This is a genomic window from Saccharococcus thermophilus (assembly GCF_011761475.1).
GTDB classification, from domain to species: Bacteria; Bacillota; Bacilli; order Bacillales; family Anoxybacillaceae; genus Saccharococcus; species Saccharococcus thermophilus.
On the sequence record NZ_JAASRS010000001.1, the window covers coordinates 2919603 to 2945505 of the forward strand.

The 25903-nt window shown below is 47.0% G+C and carries 22 protein-coding genes and 1 pseudogene; 5 read left to right on the forward strand and 18 right to left on the reverse strand.

Annotated elements, in window-relative coordinates; genetic code table 11:
* Positions 1 to 43: 43 nt before the first annotated feature.
* The 4 genes from uvrA to BDD39_RS15190 all read right to left on the reverse strand — a co-directional run bounded on the left by uvrA (position 44) and on the right by BDD39_RS15190 (position 6470).
* Positions 44 to 2908: an excinuclease ABC subunit UvrA gene (uvrA, locus tag BDD39_RS15175; protein ID WP_166911961.1), complete on the reverse strand. Its 2865-nt coding sequence runs from the start codon at positions 2906 to 2908 to the stop codon at positions 44 to 46.
* A gap of 10 nt (positions 2909 to 2918) precedes the next feature.
* Entirely contained in the window at positions 2919 to 4898 is a 1980-nt protein-coding gene (uvrB, locus tag BDD39_RS15180; protein ID WP_166911963.1) for an excinuclease ABC subunit UvrB, read from the reverse strand.
* Between the two features lie 158 nt (positions 4899 to 5056).
* A complete protein-coding gene (locus BDD39_RS15185; protein ID WP_166911965.1) occupies positions 5057 to 5278 on the reverse strand; it encodes a CsbA family protein in 222 nt (73 codons plus the stop codon).
* A 16-nt stretch (positions 5279 to 5294) separates the two neighbouring features.
* Positions 5295 to 6470 (reverse strand): PDZ domain-containing protein, encoded by a 1176-nt coding sequence (locus BDD39_RS15190; protein WP_166911968.1) that lies wholly within the window; start codon positions 6468 to 6470, stop codon positions 5295 to 5297.
* Positions 6471 to 6704: 234 nt separating this feature from the next.
* On the opposite strand from BDD39_RS15190, the gene BDD39_RS15195 reads away from it, so the two are divergent.
* From BDD39_RS15195 to BDD39_RS15205, 3 genes are all read left to right on the forward strand, one after another.
* Positions 6705 to 7223, forward strand: a complete 519-nt coding sequence (locus tag BDD39_RS15195; RefSeq protein WP_166911970.1) for a MerR family transcriptional regulator — start codon at positions 6705 to 6707, stop codon at positions 7221 to 7223.
* 319 nt (positions 7224 to 7542) lie between these two features.
* Positions 7543 to 9213 (forward strand): DUF6044 family protein, encoded by a 1671-nt coding sequence (locus BDD39_RS15200; protein WP_166911973.1) that lies wholly within the window; start codon positions 7543 to 7545, stop codon positions 9211 to 9213.
* A gap of 14 nt (positions 9214 to 9227) precedes the next feature.
* Positions 9228 to 10220 (forward strand): glycosyltransferase family 2 protein, encoded by a 993-nt coding sequence (locus tag BDD39_RS15205; protein WP_166911975.1) that lies wholly within the window; start codon positions 9228 to 9230, stop codon positions 10218 to 10220.
* Positions 10221 to 10309: 89 nt separating this feature from the next.
* Here BDD39_RS15205 and BDD39_RS15210 read toward each other — a convergent pair whose 3' ends face one another.
* The 11 genes from BDD39_RS15210 to hpf all read right to left on the reverse strand — a co-directional run bounded on the left by BDD39_RS15210 (position 10310) and on the right by hpf (position 22281).
* The gene (locus tag BDD39_RS15210; protein WP_166911977.1) at positions 10310 to 11752 is read right to left on the reverse strand and encodes a S41 family peptidase; all 1443 of its coding nucleotides are present in this window, start codon (positions 11750 to 11752) and stop codon (positions 10310 to 10312) included.
* Positions 11753 to 11969: 217 nt separating this feature from the next.
* Entirely contained in the window at positions 11970 to 12674 is a 705-nt protein-coding gene (locus tag BDD39_RS15215) for a pirin family protein (protein ID WP_166911979.1), read from the reverse strand.
* A gap of 28 nt (positions 12675 to 12702) precedes the next feature.
* Positions 12703 to 13104 carry a DoxX family protein gene (locus tag BDD39_RS15220; protein ID WP_166912446.1) on the reverse strand — a complete coding sequence of 134 codons (402 nt, stop codon included), beginning with the start codon at positions 13102 to 13104 and terminating at the stop codon, positions 12703 to 12705.
* Positions 13105 to 13239: 135 nt separating this feature from the next.
* Complete coding sequence (locus BDD39_RS15225) at positions 13240 to 14574, reverse strand: murein hydrolase activator EnvC family protein (protein WP_166911981.1); 1335 nt, start codon at positions 14572 to 14574, stop codon at positions 13240 to 13242.
* A 29-nt stretch (positions 14575 to 14603) separates the two neighbouring features.
* Positions 14604 to 15497, reverse strand: a complete 894-nt coding sequence (gene ftsX / locus BDD39_RS15230; RefSeq protein WP_166911983.1) for a permease-like cell division protein FtsX — start codon at positions 15495 to 15497, stop codon at positions 14604 to 14606.
* Positions 15487 to 16173 carry a cell division ATP-binding protein FtsE gene (gene ftsE / locus BDD39_RS15235; protein WP_166911985.1) on the reverse strand — a complete coding sequence of 229 codons (687 nt, stop codon included), beginning with the start codon at positions 16171 to 16173 and terminating at the stop codon, positions 15487 to 15489. The genes ftsX and ftsE overlap by 11 nt, the downstream gene beginning before the upstream one ends.
* Before the next feature lie 200 nt (positions 16174 to 16373).
* A complete protein-coding gene (gene cccB, locus BDD39_RS15240) occupies positions 16374 to 16703 on the reverse strand; it encodes a cytochrome c551 (RefSeq protein ID WP_166911987.1) in 330 nt (109 codons plus the stop codon).
* Positions 16704 to 16762: 59 nt separating this feature from the next.
* The gene (locus tag BDD39_RS15245) at positions 16763 to 17623 is read right to left on the reverse strand and encodes a YitT family protein (protein WP_166911989.1); all 861 of its coding nucleotides are present in this window, start codon (positions 17621 to 17623) and stop codon (positions 16763 to 16765) included.
* A gap of 139 nt (positions 17624 to 17762) precedes the next feature.
* A protein-coding gene (prfB, locus tag BDD39_RS15250) for a peptide chain release factor 2 (RefSeq protein WP_166912449.1) occupies positions 17763 to 18864 on the reverse strand; the annotation gives its coding sequence in 2 pieces (ribosomal slippage) (positions 17763 to 18791 and positions 18793 to 18864; 1101 coding nt in all).
* A 119-nt stretch (positions 18865 to 18983) separates the two neighbouring features.
* Positions 18984 to 21497 carry a preprotein translocase subunit SecA gene (gene secA / locus BDD39_RS15255; protein WP_166911991.1) on the reverse strand — a complete coding sequence of 838 codons (2514 nt, stop codon included), beginning with the start codon at positions 21495 to 21497 and terminating at the stop codon, positions 18984 to 18986.
* Positions 21498 to 21720: 223 nt separating this feature from the next.
* Positions 21721 to 22281 (reverse strand): ribosome hibernation-promoting factor, HPF/YfiA family, encoded by a 561-nt coding sequence (gene hpf / locus BDD39_RS15260; protein ID WP_166911994.1) that lies wholly within the window; start codon positions 22279 to 22281, stop codon positions 21721 to 21723.
* Between the two features lie 238 nt (positions 22282 to 22519).
* On the opposite strand from hpf, the gene BDD39_RS15265 reads away from it, so the two are divergent.
* On the forward strand, positions 22520 to 23686 hold the full coding sequence (locus tag BDD39_RS15265) for an IS256 family transposase (RefSeq protein ID WP_166907797.1): 1167 nt from the start codon (positions 22520 to 22522) through the stop codon (positions 23684 to 23686).
* Between the two features lie 221 nt (positions 23687 to 23907).
* A pseudogene (locus tag BDD39_RS15270) lies at positions 23908 to 24701 on the forward strand (HD-GYP domain-containing protein).
* A 36-nt stretch (positions 24702 to 24737) separates the two neighbouring features.
* Here BDD39_RS15270 and BDD39_RS15275 read toward each other — a convergent pair.
* The 3 genes from BDD39_RS15275 to fliS are packed head-to-tail and all read right to left on the reverse strand — an operon-like array spanning position 24738 to position 25891.
* On the reverse strand, positions 24738 to 25124 hold the full coding sequence (locus BDD39_RS15275; protein WP_166911996.1) for a DUF8042 domain-containing protein: 387 nt from the start codon (positions 25122 to 25124) through the stop codon (positions 24738 to 24740).
* Between the two features lie 12 nt (positions 25125 to 25136).
* Positions 25137 to 25490, reverse strand: coding sequence for a flagellar protein FliT (gene fliT, locus BDD39_RS15280; RefSeq protein WP_166911998.1), 354 nt, complete (start codon positions 25488 to 25490; stop codon positions 25137 to 25139).
* Positions 25490 to 25891 carry a flagellar export chaperone FliS gene (gene fliS, locus BDD39_RS15285; RefSeq protein ID WP_166912000.1) on the reverse strand — a complete coding sequence of 134 codons (402 nt, stop codon included), beginning with the start codon at positions 25889 to 25891 and terminating at the stop codon, positions 25490 to 25492. Before fliS ends, fliT begins: the two co-directional genes overlap by 1 nt.
* Positions 25892 to 25903 lie beyond the last annotated feature (12 nt).

The window sequence follows — 25903 nt, forward strand, 5'->3', positions numbered from 1 at the left end:
AGTTTCGCCGGACATACGGTCGAAAAAAAAAAACGGCAAAGGCTTATGCCCCTGCCGTTTCATACAGTGTCCGCATGCGCTCGCGGTCGCGTTCCAATATCGGTTTTAAATAGCGGCCGGTGTAGGAGTTTTCTGCTTCCGCCACCTCTTCCGGCGTCCCCGTTGCCACAATTTGTCCGCCATGTTCGCCGCCTTCTGGGCCAAGATCGATAATGTAGTCCGCTGTTTTAATGACATCGAGATTGTGCTCAATGACAAGAACGGTATCTCCGTTATCGACTAAGCGCTGCAATACTTTCAATAAACGGGCAATGTCGTCGACGTGAAGGCCGGTCGTCGGCTCGTCCAAAATATAAAGCGTTCGCCCGTTCGAGCGGCGATGCAGCTCCGCCGCCAATTTAACGCGCTGCGCTTCCCCGCCGGATAATGTCGTTGCCGGCTGCCCGAGCTTCATATACCCGAGCCCGACATCATAGAGCGTCTGCAGTTTCCGTTTAATTTTCGGGATATTTTCGAAAAACTCCAGCGCATCTTCCACCGTCATCTCCAGCACTTCGGCAATATTTTTTCCTTTGTACGTCACTTCAAGCGTTTCGCGGTTGTACCGCTTGCCATGGCATACTTCACACGGAACGTACACATCCGGCAAAAAGTGCATTTCAATTTTAATAATCCCGTCACCATGGCACGCTTCACATCGTCCGCCTTTCACGTTAAAGCTGAACCGGCCTTTTTTGTATCCGCGCACTTTTGCTTCGTTCGTGGCGGCAAACACTTCGCGAATATCGTCAAACACGCCGGTATAGGTCGCCGGGTTCGAGCGCGGCGTCCGTCCGATCGGCGACTGGTCGATGTCGATCACTTTTTCTAAATGCTCCAGTCCTTTGATCGCTTTATGTTCGCCCGGTTTTGCTTTGGCGCGTTGCAGTTTTTGCGCCAGCGCCTTATATAAAATTTCGTTGACGAGCGTGCTTTTTCCCGAACCGGATACACCGGTGACCGCGACAAACGTGCCGAGCGGAATTTTCACCGACACGTTTTTCAAATTATTTTCTTTCGCGCCGACAATCTCTAGCCATCGTCCATCCGGCTTGCGCCGTTCGGCCGGAACCGGAATAAACTTTTTCCCTGACAAATATTGTCCGGTCAGCGAATTCGGATTGTCCATCACCTCTTGCGGCGTCCCGGCGGCGACAACTTCCCCACCGTGAATACCGGCACCCGGTCCGATATCAATTAAATAATCGGCAGCCAGCATCGTATCTTCGTCATGCTCGACGACGATCAGCGTATTGCCGAGATCACGCATGCTTTTGAGCGTCGCGATCAGGCGGTCGTTGTCGCGCTGATGCAGGCCGATCGACGGCTCGTCCAAAACGTACAGCACCCCTGTTAGCCGCGAGCCGATCTGCGTCGCCAGACGAATGCGCTGCGCCTCCCCGCCGGAAAGCGTCCCGGCGGAACGATTCAGCGTCAAGTAATCGAGGCCGACATTTTTTAAAAAGCCGAGCCGTTCACGTATTTCGCGCAAAATGAGATGGGCGATTTTCTGTTCTTTTTCGCTCAGCGTCAAATGATCGAAGAACTCGAGCGCCTCCGTGACTGACAACGCCGTTACTTCGCCGATATGTTTGCCGCCGACAAGAACGGCAAGGCTTTCTTTTTTCAAGCGGTTTCCTTTACAAGTCGGGCATGGCTGCTGTGCCATATATTTTTCCATTTGTTCGCGGATGTAATCAGAGCTTGTTTCACGGTAGCGGCGCTCCACATTCGGAATAACCCCTTCAAAAGCGATATATTGCTCGCGGACTTGCCCGAAATCGTTCTGATAGCGAAAGTAAATTTTCTCACCGCCGCTTCCGTACAAAATTTTATCGAGCTGCTCTTTCGGCAAATCTTTCACCGGCACATCCATGTCAATGCCATAATGATTGCACACCGCTTCCAACAGCTGCGGATAATATTGCGAGCTTTGCGGCTCCCACGGCGCAATCGCATGTTCGCGCAACGTCAGTTCATCATTTGGGATGACTAAATCCGAATCCACTTCGAGCTTCGCGCCAAGCCCGTCGCAGTCCGGGCAGGCGCCGTACGGACTGTTAAACGAAAACAGGCGCGGCTCGAGTTCGCCAATCGAAAAACCACAGTACGGGCAGGCATGTTTTTCGCTAAATAGCAGTTCCTCCTGCCCAATGACATCAATCAGCACCTTTCCATCAGCCAGCTTCAGCGCCGTCTCCAACGAATCGGCCAGCCGCGAAGCGATGCCTTCTTTCATCACGATGCGGTCCACTACCACTTCAATCGAATGCTTTTTGTTTTTTTCCAGTTCAATGTTTTCGGTGAGCTCCCGCATTTCTCCATCAATGCGCACGCGTACATATCCTTGTTTGCGAATATCTTCAAGCGTTTTGGCGTGCGTCCCTTTCCGTCCGGACACGATCGGAGCGAGAATTTGCATTTTCGTCCGCTCTGGATAGGCAAGAAGGCGGTCGACCATCTGCTCGATCGTTTGCGACGTAATTTCAATGCCGTGTTCCGGACAAACCGGACGGCCAATGCGGGCAAACAAAAGACGCAAATAATCGTAAATTTCCGTCACCGTTCCGACGGTCGAACGCGGGTTGCGGCTTGTCGTTTTCTGGTCGATCGAAATCGCCGGCGATAGCCCTTCAATCGCATCCACATCCGGCTTATCCATTTGCCCCAAAAATTGCCGTGCGTACGCCGACAGCGATTCGACGTAGCGCCGCTGGCCTTCCGCGTAAATCGTATCAAAAGCAAGCGACGATTTTCCTGAGCCGGAAAGCCCCGTCAAAACGACGAGCTTGTCACGGGGGATTTCGACGTCAATATTTTTTAAATTATGAGCTCTTGCTCCTTTGACGATGATTTTATCGGTTGCCATAGACTGATAATCATCCTTCCGCTTTTAACTCGAAAATAATGTCGCGCAGCTCTGCAGCCCGTTCGAAATCCAACGCTTTGGCTGCCTCTTTCATTTCTTTTTCCAAATCGGCAATCAGCTTTTCCCGTTCTTTCTTTGTCATCTTGCCGTAAGACGGTTTCGCGTCGTATGTTTCTTTTTCTTCCGCGGCGTACGTCGCGCGGATGACATCGCGAATTTCTTTCTTCACCGTCTGCGGCACGATGCCGTGCTCACGGTTATACGCCTCTTGAATCGCGCGGCGCCGTTTTGTTTCATTAATCGCAATTTCCATCGATTTCGTAATCGTATCCGCGTACATAATGACATGGCCATTCGCGTTTCTTGCTGCGCGGCCAATCGTTTGGATCAGCGAACGTTCGGAGCGCAAAAACCCTTCTTTATCTGCGTCCAAAATGGCGACAAGCGATACTTCCGGAATATCCAATCCTTCCCTTAACAAGTTAATCCCAACGAGCACATCATATTTGCCGAGCCGCAAATCGCGAATGATTTCAATGCGCTCCAGCGTTTTAATTTCCGAATGCAAATACGCCACTTTAATGCCGACTTCTTTCAAGTAATCCGTTAAATCTTCGGCCATTTTTTTGGTCAGCGTTGTCACGAGCGTGCGTTCATTCCGTTTGATACGTTCCTGAATTTCCCCAATTAAATCGTCGATTTGCCCTTCAATCGGGCGGACGTCAATCGTCGGATCCAACAGCCCGGTCGGGCGAATAATTTGTTCGACGACTTCCGGGCTATGTTCGAGCTCATATGGGCCAGGAGTGGCGGAAACATAAATAATTTGATTGATTTTTTGTTCAAACTCCTCAAACGTTAACGGGCGGTTATCGAGCGCAGACGGCAGACGAAAGCCGTGATCGACAAGCACTTGCTTGCGCGCCCGGTCCCCGTTGTACATGCCGCGGATTTGCGGCAAGGTCACATGCGACTCATCCACGATAATCAAAAAATCATCCGGAAAGTAATCGAGCAGCGTATACGGCGTCGAACCTGGCGGACGGAGCGCCAAATGGCGGGAGTAGTTTTCAATTCCTGAGCAAAAGCCCATTTCCCGCATCATTTCTAAATCATAGCGCGTCCGCTGCTCGAGCCGCTGCGCTTCCAGCAATTTTCCCTGCTCTCTCAATTCGCGCAGCCGTTCTTCCAATTCTTTTTCAATGTTTTCAATGGCAATGCGCATTTTTTCTTCCCGCGTGACGAAGTGGGATGCCGGAAAAATCGCGACATGCTCTCTCTCAGCGATCACTTCGCCTGTCAAGGCATCCACCTCGCGAATGCGGTCAATTTCATCGCCAAAAAACTCGACACGGATGCAATGCTCGTCCCGTGAAGCTGGAAAAATCTCGACGACATCGCCGCGGACACGGAACGTTCCGCGCTGAAAGTCAATGTCGTTTCGTTCATATTGGATGTCAACTAAGCGGCGCAGCAAAGCATTCCGTTCGATTTCCATTCCGACGCGCAGCGATACGACGAGCTCACGGTATTCTTCCGGCGAACCTAAGCCGTAAATGCACGACACACTAGCGACAATAATGACGTCGCGTCGTTCAAACAGCGCCGATGTGGCCGAGTGCCGCAATTTATCAATTTCATCATTAATCTTCGCGTCTTTTTCAATATACGTATCCGTCTGCGGCACATACGCTTCCGGCTGATAATAGTCATAATAGCTGACAAAATATTCTACAGCGTTGTTTGGGAAAAACTCTTTTAACTCGCTGTACAATTGCCCTGCCAGCGTTTTATTATGGGCAATGACAAGCGTCGGTTTGTTTACCTCTTTAATTACGTTCGAAATCGTAAACGTCTTTCCCGTTCCCGTTGCACCTAACAGTGTTTGATGTTTGACGCCGTTGCGAATTCCCTCGACTAATTTGGCAATCGCCTTCGGCTGATCTCCTTGCGGCTGATACGCCGATACTAATTCAAAACGGTCTTTCACCGATTGGCCCTCCTGTTTTTTTCATCTTATTTTTCATTGTAGCACATTGTTAAGAAAGATGCATAAAAAATGCGAACTTATATTCGTTCCAAAAGAGAAAGTCGTTTCCAACGGAAAATGGCGAACAGCACTTTCCGCCATTCGCCATCTCCTCTTGCTTATTTCTTTAACCGCTTTACCATTTTCTCCGCGTATAAAAAGCCAACTGTCGTCGAAACGATATCGGCTAAAATCTCATGCAGCTCATCCGTATATCCTTTAAAATAGGAAGCAACGAGCAACGCGACGGTCAATAATGTTCCAACATAATGGTTGTACGTCACACGGGTAAATAATAGGACGAGCAAACATGGTACGATTAACGCCAAAATAAACCACATATGAAAAACCCCTTATTTAGACGGCTTCCGATGCCCAATTTTCTCGCTCTTTCACAAACAGCAAGCCAAGTTCATGATGTTCATCCTCATATAGCGCTCCTTGGACGAAACGAACTTCTCCTTCTTCATCGACTACTTCTAATTTACAAAACGCACGGTTCCGTTGCAACGCTTCGTAAAACTCGGCTTCTGTTTTTACCGGTATTCCGTTTGCTTTCACAATCACGTCACCGATTTGCAGCGCCATTTTTTCAGCCTTCGAATGTGGAAGAACGCCTAAAATGACCAGCCCTTGTTCCCGTTTCGCAAAATAAGGAGGCTGCGAGCGGTCTTGGCGATGCTGGAAAAACGCCAGCCATTCCCTGCCAAAGAAGGCCAGCGCAACGGCTACAACCGCCAGCGGCACATACCAGTAGCTAACGATGGCCAACACACTAACAACGGCTGCCAAAAGCAGCACTCTCTGCCCGGCCAGGCGCACCGACACATTCGGCAGCATCCCTTGCATACGCTGGGAAAATCCAAGCAAAAACGGAACAAGCATCAACGAATAAGCACCATCTCCTGCCGGAAACAACGGCCACCAGGAAAGCGGAGATGGAAGATCCCCGGTTACCGGAAGCAGCACCGGAACAAGCCAAAGCCGCTGGGACCAATGTTCGCCGACCGTTAACCCGCGCTTGCTTGTCGCCAGCTGTGGCGAGGTTTCCGCCGCGCCGTTGCGTAAAATGAGCCATGCCTCTACAAACAACAATAACGCAAGCAAAATAGCGAGCACCGTCATATTCGTCCCGCTAAGTCCCGGAAAAAATCGCTGCAGGGCGGGCCGATGGCCAAATAGGCTGATGATAAAAAAGGCAAGCCCGATCGTATACGCTGGGGAAAGCAACCGCATTTGCATCGTGAAGCCGATTGCGATCGTCACAAGCGCAATGAGCAAAATCGTGTCGCGCGGAACCACCATGCCGACCATCACCGCTACCAATGACAAAACTGCTCCGGCGGTGAGGCCGTTTCGCCAAAAAAATTTGCTTTCCTGAAACATGTCATAGACGCGAATATGAAAATGGCTTCTTTCCCGCCTTACTCGACGCCATCCGACAACAAGCGCCAGCGCGATCCCGTAGTAAAACAATGGCTGCATCCATAGACGCCCAATGCCACGGAGCGCTTCCCATCCCCATACTGACATACCGCCATCACCTCGCTAGTTCGCGATTCTTTATCTACTATTCTACCAAATCGCCTAAATAAATCCTATGCCGGCATGCATATTTTTTTCAACATCTTTTGCCGACCACTGGCGGATTCTTCCGCATAACCACTTTCTTTGCCAAATCGACACTAGTTTTGTCAAGGAGAAAGGAATTTCTCTCTTAGATGGAAAATGATATAAAATAGAACGAAATAAGGAGGAATCGTGAAAATGGAATTAAAAACAAGCAGTGTCGCGGAACGTCTTGGCGTATCGCCAAAAACGATTCAGCGCTGGGCAAAAAAATATAACGTCCCATGCCGCAAAAATGAATTCGGCCATTACGTCTTCGATGCCGAAGCCATCGCCTTGCTCGAACAGATTAAATTTGAGCAAAGCGCCACAGTAGAACCATATACCCGCCGCGAACAAAAAGAGAAACCACAAGATACGTTCTCCGCCGACGCGTTGTTTCAAACGTATGTTGAACCGCAGCTTGAACAGTTTACCTCCCGCCTCCAACAGATCGAACACAAGCTCGATCAAAAAGCCGATGAAGTCGTTTCCGTCCAGCTTCTCCAGCATCGCCAAGAACTCGAAGAACTGGCCTCCTATCTTCGCGCACTCGAGCAGCGAATTGACCATTTAGAAGAAAAGATGAATAAAAGCCAACAAGCCAGCACAGAAGAAAAAGGCAAACAAAAACCGAAGCGCCGCGGTCTCCGCCACATTATGGGTCTATTTGTATAATAAACGTCCTTCTCTCTTTTCCCTTTTCTAATTAAAAAGAGAGAAGGATCTTTTTTTGAACCGAAACCTCGACGCGTTTCCCTTCTAGAATGCGAAGCATGTAGGATGGGTACGGCTGTATTTAAGACATGGATACCCCGACTAGAATCTTTGATTAGTCAGGGGAGGTTCACAAAAACTTCCTTCACATCTTCTTCACCTATTTTTTATCATTTTTTAATAATCGTTATTTATAATGAACCGTGTTTTCGTTCTTTTTCGTTATTTGTTATAATAAACGGTGTTTTACTGAAGCCGTATGAAAAGGAGCGAAAGAACGATGGAGCGGAACGAACGAGTTGCTATAGGAATTGCGATACTTCTTTTAGCTATTTACCTTTCTCCGCTTTATATACTAGGGGAAAATGCGCATATTCGAGTTCATGACAACATGGATTCGAACATCGCTTGGTATAAAGTGCTGACGCGGAGCGGTGAGCTGTTCGGCCCGATTAACGCAACGATTCCGCAAGTGATTAATGGCCTTCCGCGCAACGCGTTCGGCACCGAATTCAGCGGCATCGTTTGGCTCCATGCGCTGTTTCCTTCGATGGTAGCTTATGCGCTTAGCCAGACGATTACCCGCGTTTTTGCGTTCATTGGCATGTATTTATTGTTAAAGCGCCATTTCCTGCCCGCGAAAGAGTCCTATCTCATTCGCGTCGGCGCATCATTGGCATTCGCGCTTACTCCGTTTTGGCCGTCCGGCATGTTAAGCACCCTTGGCATGCCGCTGGCGCTATGGTCCTTTTTAACGATCCGAAAAGGCGAAGCGACATGGAAAGAATGGCTCGTCCTTGTGCTCCTGCCGTTTTACGCGAGTTTCGTGCTTGGCTTTTTCTTTTTCCTTACCGCCATGGCACTGCTGTGGTTGCGTGACGTCATCGTCCGCAAACAATGGAACTGGCCGTTTTTTGGCGCGATCGCATTGATGACAAGCGTGTTTCTAGCGATTGAATATCGGCTCGTTTATTCACTCGTATTTGGAGAAGAACCAACGAGCCGAAACGAATTTCTCTCTTCGAAGCTTAGTTTCTTCCAGTGCGTGCAGCTGACGTTCAAAAACTACTTGCTCGGCCATACGCATGTGATGACCGTTCATACGTATGTCATTCTGCCTATCTTATGGATCGCTTTCTTTTTTGCTTTGGCTAAACGAAACGAAACGCTGGAAAAACGATTTCTTTTCCTATTCGTGCTCAATTTTGTCTTGTCGACATGGTATGCGTTTTGGTTTTATAAAGGATGGCAGCCGCTAAAAGAGCGTTTTTCACTATTAAATACGTTTAATTTCGCCCGGTTTCACTTTTTGCGGCCAATGGTGATCTATTTAGATTTTGCGTTAGCGCTGCAAATTCTTTGGAAGCGGGGAATAAAGTGGCAACGCGTGGTCCCCGTCGCCCTGGCGCTGCAGCTATTGATTCTTGGCGGTTTTAATGAGGAGATTCGCTATCGTCTTATTGGATCACCGTCATTTAAAGAATTTTACGCCGAACACTTGTTTAATGAAATCAAAAACTATATCGGCAAACCACAAAGTTCATATCGCGTCGCAAGCGTTGGGCTTCATCCAGCCATCGCGCAATATAATGGATTTTATACGCTTGATACGTATAACAATTTTTATCCGTTATCATACAAGCATCAATTTCGCAAAATCATCGCCAAGGAGCTTGATAAAAGCCCGGTTCTGAAAGATTATTTTGACCATTGGGGCAACCGCGTCTATCTGTTTTCTGCGGAACTCGGGAAAAACTATATGTTCCGCAAAACATCTCATAAAAAAATTCATCATTTCGATATCAATACGAAAGTGTTTAAGCAGATGGGAGGACGCTATATTTTCTCTTCCGTCCCAATCATGAACGCGAAACAAATTCATCTTCGTTTGTTAAAAACGTTTAGCGATCATGAATCCGTTTGGAAAATTTATTTATACGAAGTGGAATGAGAGGAGGAAAAATGATGAACAAGCCGATTTTGACGATTGTCGTTCCTTGTTATAACGAAGAAGAAGTCTTACCGAAAACGGCAAAAGAGTTAACAAACGTGCTGGAAAATTTATTGGAAGACGGGTTAATCGCAATCGGAAGCAAAATCATGTTTGTTGATGACGGAAGCAGAGACCGTACGTGGGAGTTGATTGAACAAGAAAGCGAACAGAATCCGTTTGTCACCGGCGTGAAGCTGTCGCGCAACTTTGGCCATCAAAAGGCGCTGCTCGCCGGACTGGAAACGGCAAAACAAGATTCCGACTGCGTCATTTCCATCGACGCCGATCTGCAAGATGATATTTCCGTCATTCGCGAATTTGTCGTGAAATACCAAGAAGGATATGACATCGTTTACGGTGTGCGGCGCAGCCGGGATACCGATACATGGTTTAAACGGGCAACCGCACAATGGTTTTATCGTTTCATGCAAAAGTTAGGCGTCCAGCTAGTATACAACCATGCCGATTTCCGCTTAATGAGCAAGCGGGCGCTCGAAGAATTAAGCCGCTATCCGGAAGTCAATATTTTCCTGCGCGGAATGGTGCCGCTGCTTGGTTTTCGGTCGACGCAAGTACTTTATGATCGTAAAGAACGTTTTGCGGGTGAATCGAAATATCCACTCAAAAAAATGCTGGCGTTTGCTTTCGATGGCATTACGTCATTTAGCGTCGCGCCGATTCGCTGGATCACGTTCATCGGTTTTATCGCCTTCCTTCTCAGCAGTGTCGCCGGCATATACGCACTCATTGTGAAGTTGCTCGGCCATGCTGAATCGGGCTGGACGTCGCTGATGATTTCCTTGTGGTTTATCGGCGGCTTGCTGCTGATCGGAATCGGCCTCATCGGGGAGTATATCGGCAAAATTTATCAAGAAGTAAAGCGGCGACCGCGGTTTACGATTGAAAAAGTATTGCGTTCCCCGTCGCTTTCGTCTCTATCGGAAAAAGAAAAAGTGCGGCTATGAATACGTGTCGGTTGCTTAATGCGGGAATTTTATACGGTATTTAATGAAAAACAAAACGGGCAGCGCCCCTTGGCGTTGCCCGTTTTGTTTTATTCAAATAACACTTTCATCGCCGTTTTTAATTGTACATCATGATCCTTGTCACGAATGGCATCCATTATTTTGGACTGCAGCACTTCGGCGGTGTTTTTATCGATTTTTCCGGTTTGCGGAAGTTTATTTGCTTTTTGGAACGCTTTGACCGCCGCCTCTGTTCCTTTGCTGAAGTAGCCGTCCGTGCGGCCTGGATCAAAGCCAAGCCCTTTTAACATTTGCTGGGCATTTTTGATTTGCTCATTGTTCATATCAAACGACAGCGTTTTTTCAATATGAAGCGGACTGACATGGAAGTAATCAGGCTGCTTGACTACGACGTCCGGCTTAATTCCTTTTTTATGAATCCAGTGGCCATCCGGCGTCAGCCATTTATACAGCGTTAATTTAATGTTGCTGCCATCTCCCATTGGAATTGCCTGCTGTACCGTTCCTTTTCCGAACGATGTTTCACCGACAAGCTTATATCCCCCTGCTTCTTTCATGGCGCCAGCTAAAATTTCCGAGGCGGAGGCGCTGCCTTTATCAATTAACACGACAATCGGATACGGTTTTTTCTTCGGTAAATCAGAATAAAACCGCTGTTTATCGCCATTGCGCTCCTCGATTTGCACATACGGTTTATCTTTCGGAATAAACTGTTTTAAAATTTCCTCGACGCTTTGCAAATAGCCGCCTGGATTGCCGCGCACATCAATGATTAGCCCGTTGATATGCTCCGCTTCTAATTTCGCTAATTTCTTTTTAAAATCTTGCGCCGTATTTTCGGAAAACGACGTTATTTCCAAATAGCCGACTTTTTTGCCGTTGTACGTTTTAACAGAATCATAAACCGTTTCAATCGGAATTTCGTCGCGGACGACCTTTACTTTAATCACGTCTTTTACGCCAGGACGGAGAATATCCAATTGCACGGTCGTTCCTTTTTTGCCGCGGATTTTCAACACAGCATCATATAAATCAAGCCCTTCTAAGCTTTGGCCATTCACCCGTAAAATTTGATCGTTTGGCTTTAATCCCGCTTTTTCTGCCGGCGAATTTTTAATCGGAGCGACAATCGTGACTTTTCCGTCAATCATGCTGACTTCGGCGCCGATTCCTTCAAAAGAAGAGTCAAGCGACTCAGTAAATTGTTTCGTCGTTTCTTCATCCATATAGACAGAATACGGGTCATTCAGCGTGTTGATCATTCCTTGAATGGCGCCTTGGATCAGTTTCTTATCATCTACTTTCTCCACATATCGATCTTTAATCAGTTCATACGCTTGCTCGACTTTCTTCAACTCTTTCTCATCCGCATTGGTAAAAGTTTGATCTGGCGCAACCATCGTTATATCCCGATTGCTATCAGGCGCTGCAAGCTGCATGCCCGCATAAGTTCCACCGGCACCGACTAACATCGATAAAGCCATTAGTACTGCTACTGTTTGTTTCTTCACCATTGTTTCCTCCTCACCCTATGCCATACAGGAAAGGCACCACACCATAGGCCGTGCGATGCCTTGTATTTTCATCATATGACCGGCTTGTACCTAATATGATTGCATTTGCGTTCTCTGCATTATTAGTTTACACGCTCACCGCCATTTTCTCAACTCATATGGGTTGGAAAAAAAACAAGCACCACCCGCCAAATGGCAAGTGATGCCTGTTTGATTATGGCAAATCAATCAGCATAAAACGCGCTCCTTGTTTAGACGCAATGTCAAGGACAGGAGTTTCAGTAATACGCGCGGAATCGCGCTTATGCAACGTTGTTTCCCCATTCAGCGTAAGCTCGCCTTCAATGACAAATAGAAAAATTCTTCTCCCTTCCGGCTGTGTAAACGTAAGCTCTTTTCCTGCTTCCAAGTCAGAAAGATAAATCGTTAAATCTTGGTGGATATGGGCAATTTCCGGCGAGGAAGGATGTTTGGCCACGATGGGAAGCAACGCGTTTTTCATTTTTTCTACATCAAACGTCGTCCGTTCGTACGATGGCGTTAACCCGTTGACTTCTGGCAAAAACCAAATCTGCAAAAAGTTTACCTCTTCTGTCGCCGACGGGTTCACTTCTGAATGAATAATGCCTGTACCGGCCGACATCCGCTGCACGCCGCCAAACGTCGTCGTCGCGGTATGGCCTGCGCTGTCCTCGTGTTTCAAATATCCTTTTAGGACAATCGAAACAATTTCCATTTCTCGATGGGGGTGCGCGCCAAAGCCGCGCAGTGGCGCGACAAAGTCATCGTTTAAGACGCGCAGCGGGCCAAACTGAACATTGTTCGGATCATAATAGTCGCCGAATGAAAAACTATGATACGTTTTTAGCCACCCGTAATCAGCATGATAGCGGGATTCGGCAGGGTAAACCTTGATCATCCTTCCCATTTCTCCTTTCATGGATCATTTACCGAAAAAGAATGGTATCTAGCGCATATTGTCCTGGACCGATAAGCGCAACGCCAATAGCCACCACAATAATGGCAAGATTATACTCATAGCCATTTTGGGTTATCCAATATCCGTTTGGACCATGCACTTTCACAATAGCCACTATCATCGATACGACCATAAATAAAGCGGCAAGCGGAGTCCATAAACCAAGAGCAAACAAAATACCGCCGACTAGTTCGCCTGCCCCTGCCGCAAAGGCCATCACCTTTCCTGGCTTTAATCCGATCGACTCCATCCATCCTGCCGTTCCTTGCAGCCCGTGTCCTCCGAACCAGCCAAACAACTTTTGTGCGCCGTGTCCGGCAAACGTCAATCCAAATACGAAACGGATTAATAATAATCCGATACTAGCCATCATGATACATACCCCTTTCCAATTTATCTTTATTTAATAATTCTCGAATTCGAGATAATTATAAAACAGAGATGTATATACTGTCAACAAAAAAAACCGAGCGGTGTTTCGCCGCTCGGTTTGACGGTTAAAAGATTAATTAATATAGTCAAGTGGATTGACCGCGTTCGTTTTCGCAGGGTTCCACTCCCCGCGATGCAGTTCGAAGTGAAGGTGAGGTCCTGTCGTTTCACCGGTATTGCCCATATAGCCGATGAGCTGTCCTTTATGAACACGCTGTCCTTCGCCGACAAGGCGCGCATCAAGGTGCGCGTATACCGTTGTGTATACTTGGCCGTTGATGACATGCGTGATGAAAATAACATTTCCGTAGCTGCTAGATAAATAGGAACGGAACACATATCCGTCCGCTGCTGCCACCACAGGGACGACAGGCGCGGTCTTGCCGATATCGATTCCCGGATGGAACTCGTGATCCATACTACGATAACCAAATCCGGATGTAATCGGACCGTTCGCTGGTCTCATAAACACGCCGCTGGTAACTGGCGGAACGTTCGAACTAGCGGAATCGCCGCTATCCTCATGCGTGCTTCCGACAGACGCAGGAGCAGAATATGTATGTTGCGGCTGAGATGCATGTCGTGGTTGAACAGCCGCTCTTTGTCTCGCTTGTTCCTCAGCACGTTTTTGCTCCTCTAGCTGCTGGAGCTGCATTTTTACGGCTGCTTCCTGCTTTTTCAGCAATTCCTGTTCTTCTTGGAGCGCCATTTTTTTATCTTCATGTTCTTGCTCTTTTTGCTTCAACTGAGCCATTAGACGGTTTTTCTCGTCCATTTGTTGATTTAATTGTTGTTGCAGCTGCTGTAGCTCTTGTAAATTTTCTTGCAGTCGGTTTCTTTTTTCCGTCAGTTCGCTTTCTTTTTTCTCCTTTAGCGCCTTATCTTCTTCCTGCTCGCGAATAATTTGTTTGTCGGCCTCGAAAAGCGTTGTCACCGCACTCATGCGGTCAATAAAATCGCTGAAGCTTTGCGCCCCAAGCAATACGTCTAAATAGCTGATCACTCCGCCGCTTTCTTGCAAAGAACGAATGCGTTCTCTTAAGATCTCATTTCGTTTTTCAATACGCGCTTGTACTTCGGCAATCTCTTGTTTCAATTTCTCGATATCTTGTTCCGTTTGGTCAATATCTGCTGTTAAATCACGAATTTTTCCGCTCGTTTCTTCCACTGCTAAATCCAGTTTTTTAATTTCTTCGGAAAGCTCTTTTTGCTTGGATTGAAGCTTTTTAATCTCTTGATCGGCATTATTGATTTTCTCTTGAACGGTAGACTGCTTCGCACGAATGTCGTTAATCGCGTCCCGCTTTGCTTGAATATCGCGGTCGCTTACCGCGCCTGTGAAGTGCGGAAAAGCGCCGAAACTCAACGCCGCCGCCGTGACAACGGCCATCACTTTCCTTTTTTTCATCCTAATCATTCCCCTCTCCCTTGTTTCTATTAAACTTTCAAAAATTTACGGACAGACATCATGCTTCCCCAAACGCCGATGCATGCCCCGACAAGCAATAACAGCAAGCTAATCTCCCACATAAACGGATGAAATGGAAGAAGCTCTAAAAACGGAATCGTAATTTTCGGTTCAAAAAATTTCCAAATATTATAATAAACGATAGAAATCGCGGCGATCGGGAAAAGCGCGCCGATGACTCCAAGCCACAGCCCTTCTAAAAAGAACGGCCAGCGAATAAAACCATTGGTCGCGCCTACTAATCTCATAATCTCAATTTCACGCCGCCGCGCAAAAATCGTGATTTTAATCGTATTGGAAATGAGGAACATCGCGGTAAACAACAGCCCGATGATGAGCACAAACCCGATATTGCGCGCCACCCTCAACGTGCTGAATAATTTTTCCACTTGGCCTTGGCCGTAATTCACTTTATGGACAAACGGAAATTTCTCAATTTTCTTCGCTACCTTGATCGTATCGACTGGCTTGGCCGTTTTCACCACATATACGTCGCTTAACGGATTGTTCTGTTCAAATAAGCGAAATGAGGAACCTTCCTCACCAAAACTTTTAATTAAGTTTTTCAATTCTTTATCCTTCGAGGAATATTGGACTTGCTTTACTTGAGGGATCGCCTCGATCTTTGCGCGCAACGCCTGTTTATCCTGCTCCGTTGCCGTTAAATCAATATGGACGCGAATCTCGACATCATCCTCAACTTTTTGCGCAAAATGGTTCATATTAAACATGATCACTAAGAACACGCCGACTAATAGCAATGTGACCGTCACCGCGCTGATAGAAGCAAACGTCATCCAGCCGTTGCGGCCAAGACTTTTGACGCTTTCCCGTACATGGCGTTTCAGGGTATTAAGCCTCATAGCCGTATTCCCCCTTCGCCTCGTCGCGGACGATTTTTCCATTTTCGATGGCGATCACACGACGGCGAATCGTATTGACAATTTCGCGGTTGTGCGTCGCCATGACGATCGTCGTGCCACGGTTATTAATTTTCTCAAATATTTCCATAATCCCCCATGATGTTTCTGGGTCTAAATTTCCTGTCGGCTCATCGGCGATCACAATTTTCGGAGAGTTGACGATCGAGCGCGCAATGGAAACGCGCTGCTGTTCCCCGCCGGAAAGCTCGTTTGGATAGGAGCGGACTTTATGTTTTAAGCCGACTAATTCCAGTACTTCCATCACTTTTTTGCGAATGACTTTCGGTGACTCCTCAATTACTTCCAAAGCGAACGCTACATTTTCATATACCGTTAGCTTGGGAAGCAATTTGAAGTCTTGAAATACGACGCCAATATTCCGGCGCAACAATGGAACTTTACTGTCTTTTAATTTTGCGAGATTTACTCCGTTCACCATGATCGTACCGCTTGTCGGTTTTTCTTCACGGTACATCATTTTCACAAACGTCGATTTTCCCGCGCCGCTAGGCCCAACGACATAGACAAATTCTCCCTGTTTTATGCGAACGTTAACGCCATTTAACGCGACAACCCCATTCGGATATGTCTTATATACATCCTGCATTTCGATCATTTTTAATCACCTAGTCTCATTGTCTTTGTTGTCATCCCTCGAGCTGTTTCGTCTCATTTCGAACATATTATACAAAATTCCGCAACGTTTATTATAACATCATTTCGAAAGTTGTAATTTTACATTTATATTTCAAATACATTACATAAACAAAAGCCCGGCCCCGACAAGGGAACCGGACTTTAACCGGACTTTAGTCCTTATTTTTTGGACGCAAGCCATTCTGCAACTTTGTCCACATCTGCGCCTTTAATCACACCGGCTGGCATGCCGCCGCGTCCATTTTCAATAATCTTTTTAATTTCATCTTTCGAATATTTGCTTCCGACTTTTTGTAAGTTTGGCCCGACATTGCCTGATAAATCTTTCCCGTGGCAAGAAGCACAGTTTTGTTGGAAAATTTGCTCTGCTGCTGCAGTATCCCCTCCGCCCTTATTGGCATTGTTGTTATCCGTTGCATTGTTGCCGCCGCCACAGGCTGCAAGCGCTAGCGAAGCACCAAGAAATACAGTAGCAAGTTTCCATTTCATCAGTGAACTCCCCCTATTGAAAAGTAATCCACGTTTATTATAACCGATTTCTCCAAAAATTACGCACGCTTGAAACCTTCACCGAGCACTTCCGATGCGTTCGTCACCACGACAAACGCTGATGGATCAATGTTTTTGACCAATTGTTTCAATTTTGTGAACTCCGATTGCTGCACAACACACATCAACACCGGGCGCTCGTGCTCCGTATAGCCGCCATAGGCCGGCAGTTTGGTAACCCCGCGGTCAATTTCGTGCAAAATGGCCTGGCGCACCTTTTCTTCTTCATTCGTAATAATCAGCGCCATTTTCGAATAGCCGAGGCCGACTTGGACTAAATCGATCGTTTTGCTTGTCACATAAAGGCCAATAAGCGCATATAGCGCCCGCTCAATATCAAACACAAACGCCGCCGTTAAGACGATCAGCCCATCAATTAAAATGACACACATCCCAAGCGACAACCCTGTATATTTATGGATAATTTGCGCCGCTAAATCCGTTCCGCCCGTCGACGCTTTGCCGCGAAAAACGATGCCAAGCCCAAGGCCGACGCCAATGCCGCCAAACAGCGCGCCCAGTAATGGATTATGAGTGGCTGGTTCAATTCCTTTCGTTACATACACGACAAATGGCAAAAACACCGTTCCGACAAGCGTTTTTATGCCAAACTGCCGGCCAAGCAGCACGACTCCCGCAATAAATAACGGAATGTTCAGCGACCACTGGACATAAGCCGGCTGCCATCCAAACAACGCATAGGTGATCGTGCTAATACCGCTTACCCCACCAGAAGCGACGCGGTTTGGCAATAAGAAAACGTTAAACGCTACCGCGACGATGGCAGAGCCAATCAATATGTACACATATTCCATGACAAGTTCCATCTTTGGGTGTCTAGACCGACTTCTTCTTCCCATTTGCCAAACCTCCCATGTGAGTATAGCACGCCCATTCCCGCAAGTAAATGACAGCCGAATAAAGCGATAACGTGTTAAAGTTAGTTTACACAAAAAAAGCATCTACTATCGAACGAGCGATAATAGATGCCTTTTCGTTTTATTTTAGTTTTGAACGCAGATAAGCGTCAATAAAGATATCGATCTCGCCATCCATCACCGCTTGCACGTTTCCGACCTCAACATTCGTGCGATGGTCTTTGACAAGCGAGTAAGGATGGAATACATACGAACGAATTTGGTTTCCCCAGCCGATTTCTTTTTGTTCGCCGCGAATTTCGGCAAGCTCGGCTTGCTGTTCTTCCAGTTTCTTTTGGTAAAGCTTTGCTTTTAACATGTTCATCGCTTTTTCGCGGTTTTTAATTTGCGAGCGCTCGGATTGACATGTGACGACAATGCCGGTCGGAAGGTGGGTGATGCGCACCGCCGAATCGGTCGTATTCACGTGCTGCCCTCCGGCGCCGCTCGAGCGGTACGTGTCAACTTTAATCTCTTCCGGACGGATTTCAATTTCAATATCATCATCCATCTCCGGCACGACTTCACAAGAAACGAACGACGTATGACGGCGGCCGGACGCGTCAAACGGCGAAATCCGCACAAGCCGGTGCACGCCTTTTTCCGCCTTTAAATAACCGTAGGCATTATGGCCTTTAATTAAAAGGGTAACGCTTTTAATACCTGCTTCTTCCCCAGGCAAGTAGTCCAGCGTTTCGACCTTAAACCCTTTTTTCTCCGCCCAGCGCGTATACATTCTTAGCAGCATCGAAGCCCAGTCTTGCGATTCCGTGCCGCCCGCGCCAGGATGCAGCTCTAAAATCGCGTTGTTTTTATCATACGGCTCGTTTAATAAGAGCTGAAGTTCAAATTCGCTAAAGTCTTTCGTCAATTTTTTCGCTTCCGCGACCAGCTCCTGCTGCAAATCTTCATCCGGCTCTTCTTTAATCAATTCGTACGTGACTTCTAAGTTTTCAAAGCGCTCTTGCAAAGCTTCAAATTCGCTCACTAAATCTTTCAGCGCATTGGACTCCGCAATCACCGTCTGCGCTGCTTTTTGATCGTCCCAAAAGTTTGGCGCGGCCATTTGTTCTTCTAACTCACGAATGCGCGCCTGTTTCGCTTCGAGGTCAAAGAGACCCCCTTATTTCCGCTAATCGCTTAGCCATTTTTTCTAATTCCTGTTTAATTTCAATTAAATCAATCATCATGCCTTCACCTCGTTACTTTATTGTACTGAACTTTTCCATTCTCGCCAATGGGCTCATGCCCCGTTTTCGCGCAAAACAAAGTGAGAGGAAATCCCCCCACTTTGCCGTTTTCATTATGCGTTTTTCCCGCAGCAATGTTTATACTTCTTGCCGCTGCCGCAAATGCAAGGGTCGTTGCGGCCGATGCGCACCGCCTTGCGGTACGGTTTCCGCTTCGTCTCCCCTTCTCCTTCTTTCGGATGAACCGCTTCGCCTTTCGCTACTTCCTGGCGCTCGAGATTGCTATGAATTTCGGCTTTCATAATATATCTTGCCACTTCTTCTTCAATGGAAGCGATCATGTTTTCAAACATCGCATACCCTTCCATTTGGTATTCGCGAAGCGGATCCACTTGTCCATATGCGCGCAAGTGAATGCCTTGGCGCAGCTGTTCCATCGCATCGATATGATCCATCCATTTCATATCGACGGCACGAAGAACGATGACGCGTTCAAATTCGCGCATTTGTTCCGGCGGAATTTGCTGTTCTTTTTCATCATAGCGCGCTTTTACTTTTTCCCAAATAAGCTCGATCATTTCTTCCGGCTCTTTGCCGCGCAAATCATTGATCGTTACATCGCCTTCCGGCAACAGGTTGGCATTGACGTAATCAATGATTCCTTTTAAATTCCATTCTTCCGGAAGCTCTTCTCTTGGCGTATGCGCGTTGACCACTCGCTCAATGACCGATTGAATCATTTTTTCGATAATGCCGCGCAAGTTGTCGGAGTCAAGCACTTCATAGCGCTGGCGATAAATGATCTCACGCTGTTCGCGCAATACGTCATCGTATTGAAGGAGCTGTTTGCGCGCATCGAAGTTGTTGCCTTCGACCCGTTTTTGCGCCGACTCCACCGCTTTTGTCACCATTTTGCTTTGGATCGGCTGCGAATCGTCCATACCTAGGCGGTCCATCATTGCCATTAAGCTTTCCGAACCAAAGCGGCGCATGAGTTCATCTTCGAGCGACAGATAAAACTGCGATACCCCTGGATCGCCTTGGCGTCCGGAACGGCCGCGCAGCTGGTTATCGATCCGCCGGCTTTCATGGCGCTCCGTACCAATAACCGCCAAACCGCCGAGCTCTTTCACTCCTTCACCGAGCTTAATGTCGGTACCGCGCCCGGCCATGTTCGTCGCGATCGTCACCGCGCCTTTTTGACCGGCTTGGGCGATAATTTCCGCTTCTTTCGCATGGTTTTTCGCGTTCAACACATTATGCGGAATGCCGCGTTTTTTCAACATATCCGAAAGCAATTCCGACGTTTCAATCGCCACCGTCCCAACGAGCACCGGCTGCCCTTTCGCATGACGTTGCGCGATATCTTCCACTACGGCGCGGAATTTTCCTTCCATCGTCCGGAAAATCAAGTCCGGACGGTCTTCGCGAATGACCGGCTTGTTCGTCGGAATAACAATGACTCGCATGTTATAAATATTGCGGAATTCTTCTTCTTCCGTTTTTGCCGTCCCCGTCATTCCCGCCAGCTTTTCGTACATGCGGAAATAGTTTTGGAACGTGATCGTCGCGAGCGTCATCGATTCGTTTTGAATTTCGAGCCCTTCTTTCGCCTCGATCGCCTGATGCAATCCATCGCTGTAACGGCGTCCATGCATTAAGCGCCCGGTAAACGGGTCGACGATGACGACTTTGCCGTCTTCGACGACATAATCGACATCCCGCTGCATCGTCACGTGCGCTCTTAGCGCCAAGTTAATATGATGGTTGAGCGTCACATGCTTTAAGTCGAATAAGTTATCAATGCCAAACGCTTTTTCCGCCTTCGTAATCCCTTCTTCGGTCAGCTGCACGCTTTTTGTCTTTTCATCGTACGTATAGTCGACATCTTTTTTCAACGTGCGCACAAACGCATTCGCCTGGATATACAGCTTTGTCGATTTTTGCGCCGTACCGGAAATAATGAGCGGCGTCCGCGCTTCATCAATTAAAATTGAGTCGACCTCGTCAATAACTGCGTAGTAAAGCGGGCGCTGCACGATATGCTCTTTATAAAGCACCATGTTATCGCGCAAATAGTCAAAGCCGAATTCGTTGTTCGTGCCATACGTAATATCGGCATTATACGCCGCTTGCTTTTCTTCGCGCGACATGCCGCTTAAGTTCAAACCGACGGTCAAGCCTAAAAACTCGTACAGCTTGCCCATCTCGGTCGCGTCGCGGGTTGCCAAATATTCGTTGACCGTCACGACATGCACGCCTCTTCCCGTCAAGGCATTCAAATAAACCGGCATCGTCGCCGTCAGCGTTTTTCCTTCCCCTGTCTTCATTTCCGCGATATCGCCCTCATGCAGAACGATACCGCCCATAATTTGCACTTTATATGGATATAAGCCAAGGACGCGCTTTGCCCCTTCGCGCACGACGGCAAACGCTTCAACAAGAAGATCGTCAAGCGATTCGCCTTGTTGATAGCGGGCTTTAAACTCCTCGGTCTTTTGTCGCAACTGCTCATCCGATAACTTTGCCATTTCTGGTCCAAGCGCATCGACTTGGTCCGCGATCTTTTCTAAACGACTCAGGTGGCGTTTGTTTGGATCAAACACCTTTTTCAATACTCCAAGCATAGAAAACGCTCCTTATTTTTCAATAGAATCACTAATTTACATCATATCATGTACACGAATGGGTGACAACTCAGACGCCGGAAACGGGAGAGGAGGAAAATGTGGAAAAGAAAAAGATGAATGGAAAACGGAGATCCCCTCATTCTTGCGATGTCATTTTTTCGTTCTCCCTCCTATCCGACAGGAAAACATCCCCTGCCGAAAGCCAGCAGGGGATGAAGGATCAGTTCGCTTCAATTAAGCCGTATTTCCCGTCTTTGCGGCGGTAGACGATGTTTGTACGGTTCGTTTCCGCGTTGGTAAAGATGAAAAAGTTATGGCCAAGCAAATTCATTTGCAAAATCGCTTCTTCGCTGTTCATCGGTTTTAAGCTGAAATGTTTCGTACGGACAATTTCAAATTCTTCTTCCTCATTCTCCTCTACTACTGGAGCATTGTTTTGCGCTACAAGTACTTGTTTTACTTCTTTTTCTTTATTGCGATCACGCAATTTGCGGTTTACTTTCGTTTTATGCTTGCGGATTTGTCTTTCTAATTTATCGGCAACTAAATCAATGGCCGCATACATATCATCATGGCGTTCTTCCGCCCGAAGCAACAAATGCGGCATTGGAATCGTCACTTCGATTTTTCCTTGTTTATCGTTATATACTTTTAAATTCACATGAACATGAACATCTTCCGTGTAATCAAAATATCTTTCCAATTTCCCGATTTTTTTCTCCACATACTCACGCAACGCTGGAGTTACTTCGATGTTTTCCCCGCGAACGTTATAGATCATTGCTGACCCCCCTTTTAATTAAACTATATTCTATATTCTACAATACCCATGAAAACCCTGCTTGAATCGGCAAAATGTTTTTGAAGATTTTGTGAAAGAGTAAAAAAATGTGATAATATCTACGTAGAAAATGATGATGTATAAAATTTTGTGTAAAGCATTTTACTAGATCAAAATAAAAAAGGTAGGGTATTCTCTGATTGAACCCAAACATTCCAGAGAAAGGAGAACCCTACCTATGTCTAAAAGTATACCGAATGTCGACTGGGCAAATCAACTGGAAAGTGTCATTCGTCAGTTTGTAAAGGAAAAATTAGAACTGATCATGCGGGAAGAAATCAAGAATTTCCTCGAAATAGAACAGGCCGGAACATCAAATATGAGAAACGGCTACTATCAACGAAATCTAGATACGCAATATGGCCGGATTGAAGGTCTTTTGGTCCCTAGAGACCGAAACGGAGAATTTCAAACACAGTTGTTTGCCCCTTACCAACGGCACACCGGCTGGCTGGAGGAAGCAATCATTAGGATGTACCAAAGTGGCATGAGTACACGGGAAATTGGCAAGTTTATCGAACGAATTCTAGGAAGCACCTATTCTCCTGCGACGATCAGCCGTATTACCGATGTCGTGAAGGAAGACATCGAGAAATGGCACACTCGTCCACTGCACAAGCGTTATTCCGTCTTATATTTGGATGGTTTATACGTAAAACTTCGTCGCGAAACCGTGGAGAAAGAAGTCATTTATGTGGTGTTAGGGGTGAACGAAGAAGGATATCGCGAAATTCTTGATTTCTTTGTGGGAGGACAAGAAAGCGCCTATGTATGGCAGGAAATTCTTCAACACCTCTACCAAAGAGGCGCCAAGGAAGTGCTTCTGGGCATATTCGATGGACTACCAGGGTTGGAGGAAGCCTTTAAGGCGGTTTATCCGAAAGCCGATGTGCAGCGTTGTGTCGTTCACAAAGTCCGTAACACGCTCCATCGTGTTCGGAAAAAAGACCAATTTGAAGTGGCCGAGGATCTCAGGCTGATTTATCGCGCGCCGAATAAGGAGATGGCGTTACAGATGTTTCAACAGTTTGAGTCGAAATGGTCAAGCAAGTATCCGAGAGAAGTTCAATCTTGGGCCAATGAGTTGGATGTCCTCCTTACATTTATGGATTATCCAAGCAGTATTCGAAGTGTGATTTACACGACGAATGCCATTGAACGAACGATCAAGGAGATTCGGAAACGTCTAAAGCCGATGAACAGTTTGAATAGTTTAGAAGCCGCTGAAAAAATCGTATATTTGACCATTCAAGATTTTAATGAGAAATGGGCAGGGCGAAAGTTGCGAGGATTTGCCGAAGCACAGGAAGCCCTCGAGCGAATGTTTGAAGAACGTTATCATTAACCAAATACTGTAAATAAACAAAATAGGGGGATTCTCCCTTTCCACACAGGAGACTGAATATTCAGTCTCCTGTGTGGAGGAAACTAGTTCCCTATTCATTCCAAATCCATTTCAGAGAAACCCTACCCCCATTATATTACACAAAATTCTTGACGGTACCTAGAAAATACATCCTTATTTTCACGAATTTGAATCAAATTTATTGGTCGAGGTGCGGCAATATGCGAAAAATACATATTTCTGAGGCAAAAAGCGGCGACATTCTTGCCGCTGATATCTTCGGAGTCAACGGCGCGATTCTGCTACCAAGAGGAGCGGCGCTAACAAACCAATACATCCGCTCGCTGCAAATGAAAGGGATTCAATATATTTGCATTAACGACGAACAGACAGATGATATCGTCCCGCATCCGCAGTCCAACGATCCAGCAACAAACAATGAAAAAAATGTATGAAACGATAGCGGCATTGGTCGAGCAACAAAACTAGCAAGCCGTTGACCGAAGAGGAAAAAGATATTCTCCGCCGCCATACTTTTTTCGGCTTCGAGCTTCTGCGGCGCCAGCGCAACATTTCCCTATTTTCCGCCCACTGCGCGCTCCAGCATCATGAGCGCTATGACGGAAGCGGCTATCCGCGCCAGCTGGCGGGAGAAGAAATTCATGAATATTCGCGCATTGTGGCCATCGCTGACGTGTTTGACGCGCTCACCTCGGCGCGCTACCATCGCAAACAATATTCACCGCATGAAGCGGCCGAATATTTATGCGCGGCCGGCGGCGTTTTCGACTATGAATTAATTAAACTATTTCTCTCGTACATCGCCATTTACCCAATCGCCACTACGGTCGTGTTAAACACCGGGTACATTGGGGTTGTGTCGCAAGTATTCCCAGACTTTCCGCTGCGGCCAGTCGTGCGCGTCATTAAAGATCCGTACGGCGAAGAACTGAAAAGTCCGTACGAAATCGATTTGCGCAAAGAAATTAATGTGACAATCGTCAAAGCCGTGTAAAAAACACCGAGCCCCACGCCACGGGACTCGGTGTTTTCATTGCTCCACATATCGCTTCAACAGTTGGGTGATGGTCATCTTCCACGCTTGAAACGCGGGGGAAAGATGTTGCTCGACAATACGTTGCTTCAAGTTCGTATCGCCAAAATTCCCATCTAATTGATACGCCTCTTCGAGCACATCGGAAAAGAGCCGCAAGTGATGGACGATGTCCGTTTCCTCGGCAAATAGCTGGCATAAATGTACGTTTGTCGTACCAATCTGGGCAAACGCCGCAAAAATATCGGCCAGCACCTCGTCCCCTTGCGTCCGCTCGTAATTCACAAAGCTTTCTTCAACATAAGCAAACCCTTCCTCAATCGTATCCAAAAGCTCCACGTATTTTTGCACCATTTCGAGTTGTGGAGTCGTTAACGAAATCATTTGCATCCCAACCTATCGTTTTTTATCGTAAAACATTCCGTCTATTGCTAAAGACTGCCCATACGGATTCACGTAATGATGATTCGCTATTTTCTTCTGGCGAATCATCGTTAAATCGCGCTGAATTTGCCGCTTCAGCTCCCGCAACTGCGCATCAATTTCTTGATTCCAAAGCACGATTTGTCTGCCAAGGCGCTGTTCTTCCTCACTATACGGCGGACGAAGCTCCCGTAACAGCTCCTCCCGTTCGGCAAGCAGCCGCTTGATCGTTTCAATCGTCTCCCCGCGCTTTTCTGCCTGAACAGGCGCGCACACGAGATCACGCAGCTCTTTCGTCAAATGAAATAACTCGGTCACGACGCTCATTACGCCTGCCCGCCTTGCGCGTATTGACGCTGCCGATTAATTTGAATCACTTGCTTCCACGTATCGCGAAACTCGGTCACATACCCTTCGACTTCATCCAAAATTGCCGCGTCGTTTTTCACGTTCGCTTCGACAAGCCGACGGTAAATGTAATCGTACATGAGCATCATCGATTTCGCTACGTCATATTCCATATTCAGCGTCACCATCAGCTCTTGAATAATGTTTTGCGCCTTGATCAAGTTTTCGTTTCGCGCGGAAATATTGTTTTCTTCGATCGCTTTGCGCGCTAGTTTAATAAACTTTAAGCAGCCGTTGTATAACATCAATGTCAGCTCGCCTGGCGACGCCGTCTGCACCGCGTTCGTTTGGTAGTTTTGATACGGATTGTTCGTTGCCATTTATCTCACTCC

Excerpts from the sequence above, each read along its gene's own strand:
- uvrA (WP_166911961.1), bottom strand. The coding sequence starts at position 2,908 with ATGGCAACCGATAAAATCATCGTCAAAGGAGCAAGAGCTCATAATTTA.
- BDD39_RS15185 (WP_166911965.1), bottom strand. The coding sequence starts at position 5,278 with ATGTGGTTTATTTTGGCGTTAATCGTACCATGTTTGCTCGTCCTATTA.
- BDD39_RS15190 (WP_166911968.1), bottom strand. The coding sequence starts at position 6,470 with ATGTCAGTATGGGGATGGGAAGCGCTCCGTGGCATTGGGCGTCTATGG.
- BDD39_RS15195 (WP_166911970.1), top strand. The coding sequence starts at position 6,705 with ATGGAATTAAAAACAAGCAGTGTCGCGGAACGTCTTGGCGTATCGCCA.
- BDD39_RS15200 (WP_166911973.1), top strand. The coding sequence starts at position 7,543 with ATGGAGCGGAACGAACGAGTTGCTATAGGAATTGCGATACTTCTTTTA.
- BDD39_RS15205 (WP_166911975.1), top strand. The coding sequence starts at position 9,228 with ATGAACAAGCCGATTTTGACGATTGTCGTTCCTTGTTATAACGAAGAA.
- BDD39_RS15215 (WP_166911979.1), bottom strand. The coding sequence starts at position 12,674 with ATGATCAAGGTTTACCCTGCCGAATCCCGCTATCATGCTGATTACGGG.
- BDD39_RS15220 (WP_166912446.1), bottom strand. The coding sequence starts at position 13,104 with ATGGCTAGTATCGGATTATTATTAATCCGTTTCGTATTTGGATTGACG.
- BDD39_RS15225 (WP_166911981.1), bottom strand. The coding sequence starts at position 14,574 with ATGAAAAAAAGGAAAGTGATGGCCGTTGTCACGGCGGCGGCGTTGAGT.
- ftsX (WP_166911983.1), bottom strand. The coding sequence starts at position 15,497 with ATGAGGCTTAATACCCTGAAACGCCATGTACGGGAAAGCGTCAAAAGT.
- ftsE (WP_166911985.1), bottom strand. The coding sequence starts at position 16,173 with ATGATCGAAATGCAGGATGTATATAAGACATATCCGAATGGGGTTGTC.
- cccB (WP_166911987.1), bottom strand. The coding sequence starts at position 16,703 with ATGAAATGGAAACTTGCTACTGTATTTCTTGGTGCTTCGCTAGCGCTT.
- BDD39_RS15245 (WP_166911989.1), bottom strand. The coding sequence starts at position 17,623 with ATGGGAAGAAGAAGTCGGTCTAGACACCCAAAGATGGAACTTGTCATG.
- secA (WP_166911991.1), bottom strand. The coding sequence starts at position 21,497 with ATGCTTGGAGTATTGAAAAAGGTGTTTGATCCAAACAAACGCCACCTG.
- hpf (WP_166911994.1), bottom strand. The coding sequence starts at position 22,281 with ATGATCTATAACGTTCGCGGGGAAAACATCGAAGTAACTCCAGCGTTG.
- BDD39_RS15265 (WP_166907797.1), top strand. The coding sequence starts at position 22,520 with ATGTCTAAAAGTATACCGAATGTCGACTGGGCAAATCAACTGGAAAGT.
- BDD39_RS15275 (WP_166911996.1), bottom strand. The coding sequence starts at position 25,124 with ATGATTTCGTTAACGACTCCACAACTCGAAATGGTGCAAAAATACGTG.
- fliT (WP_166911998.1), bottom strand. The coding sequence starts at position 25,490 with ATGAGCGTCGTGACCGAGTTATTTCATTTGACGAAAGAGCTGCGTGAT.
- fliS (WP_166912000.1), bottom strand. The coding sequence starts at position 25,891 with ATGGCAACGAACAATCCGTATCAAAACTACCAAACGAACGCGGTGCAG.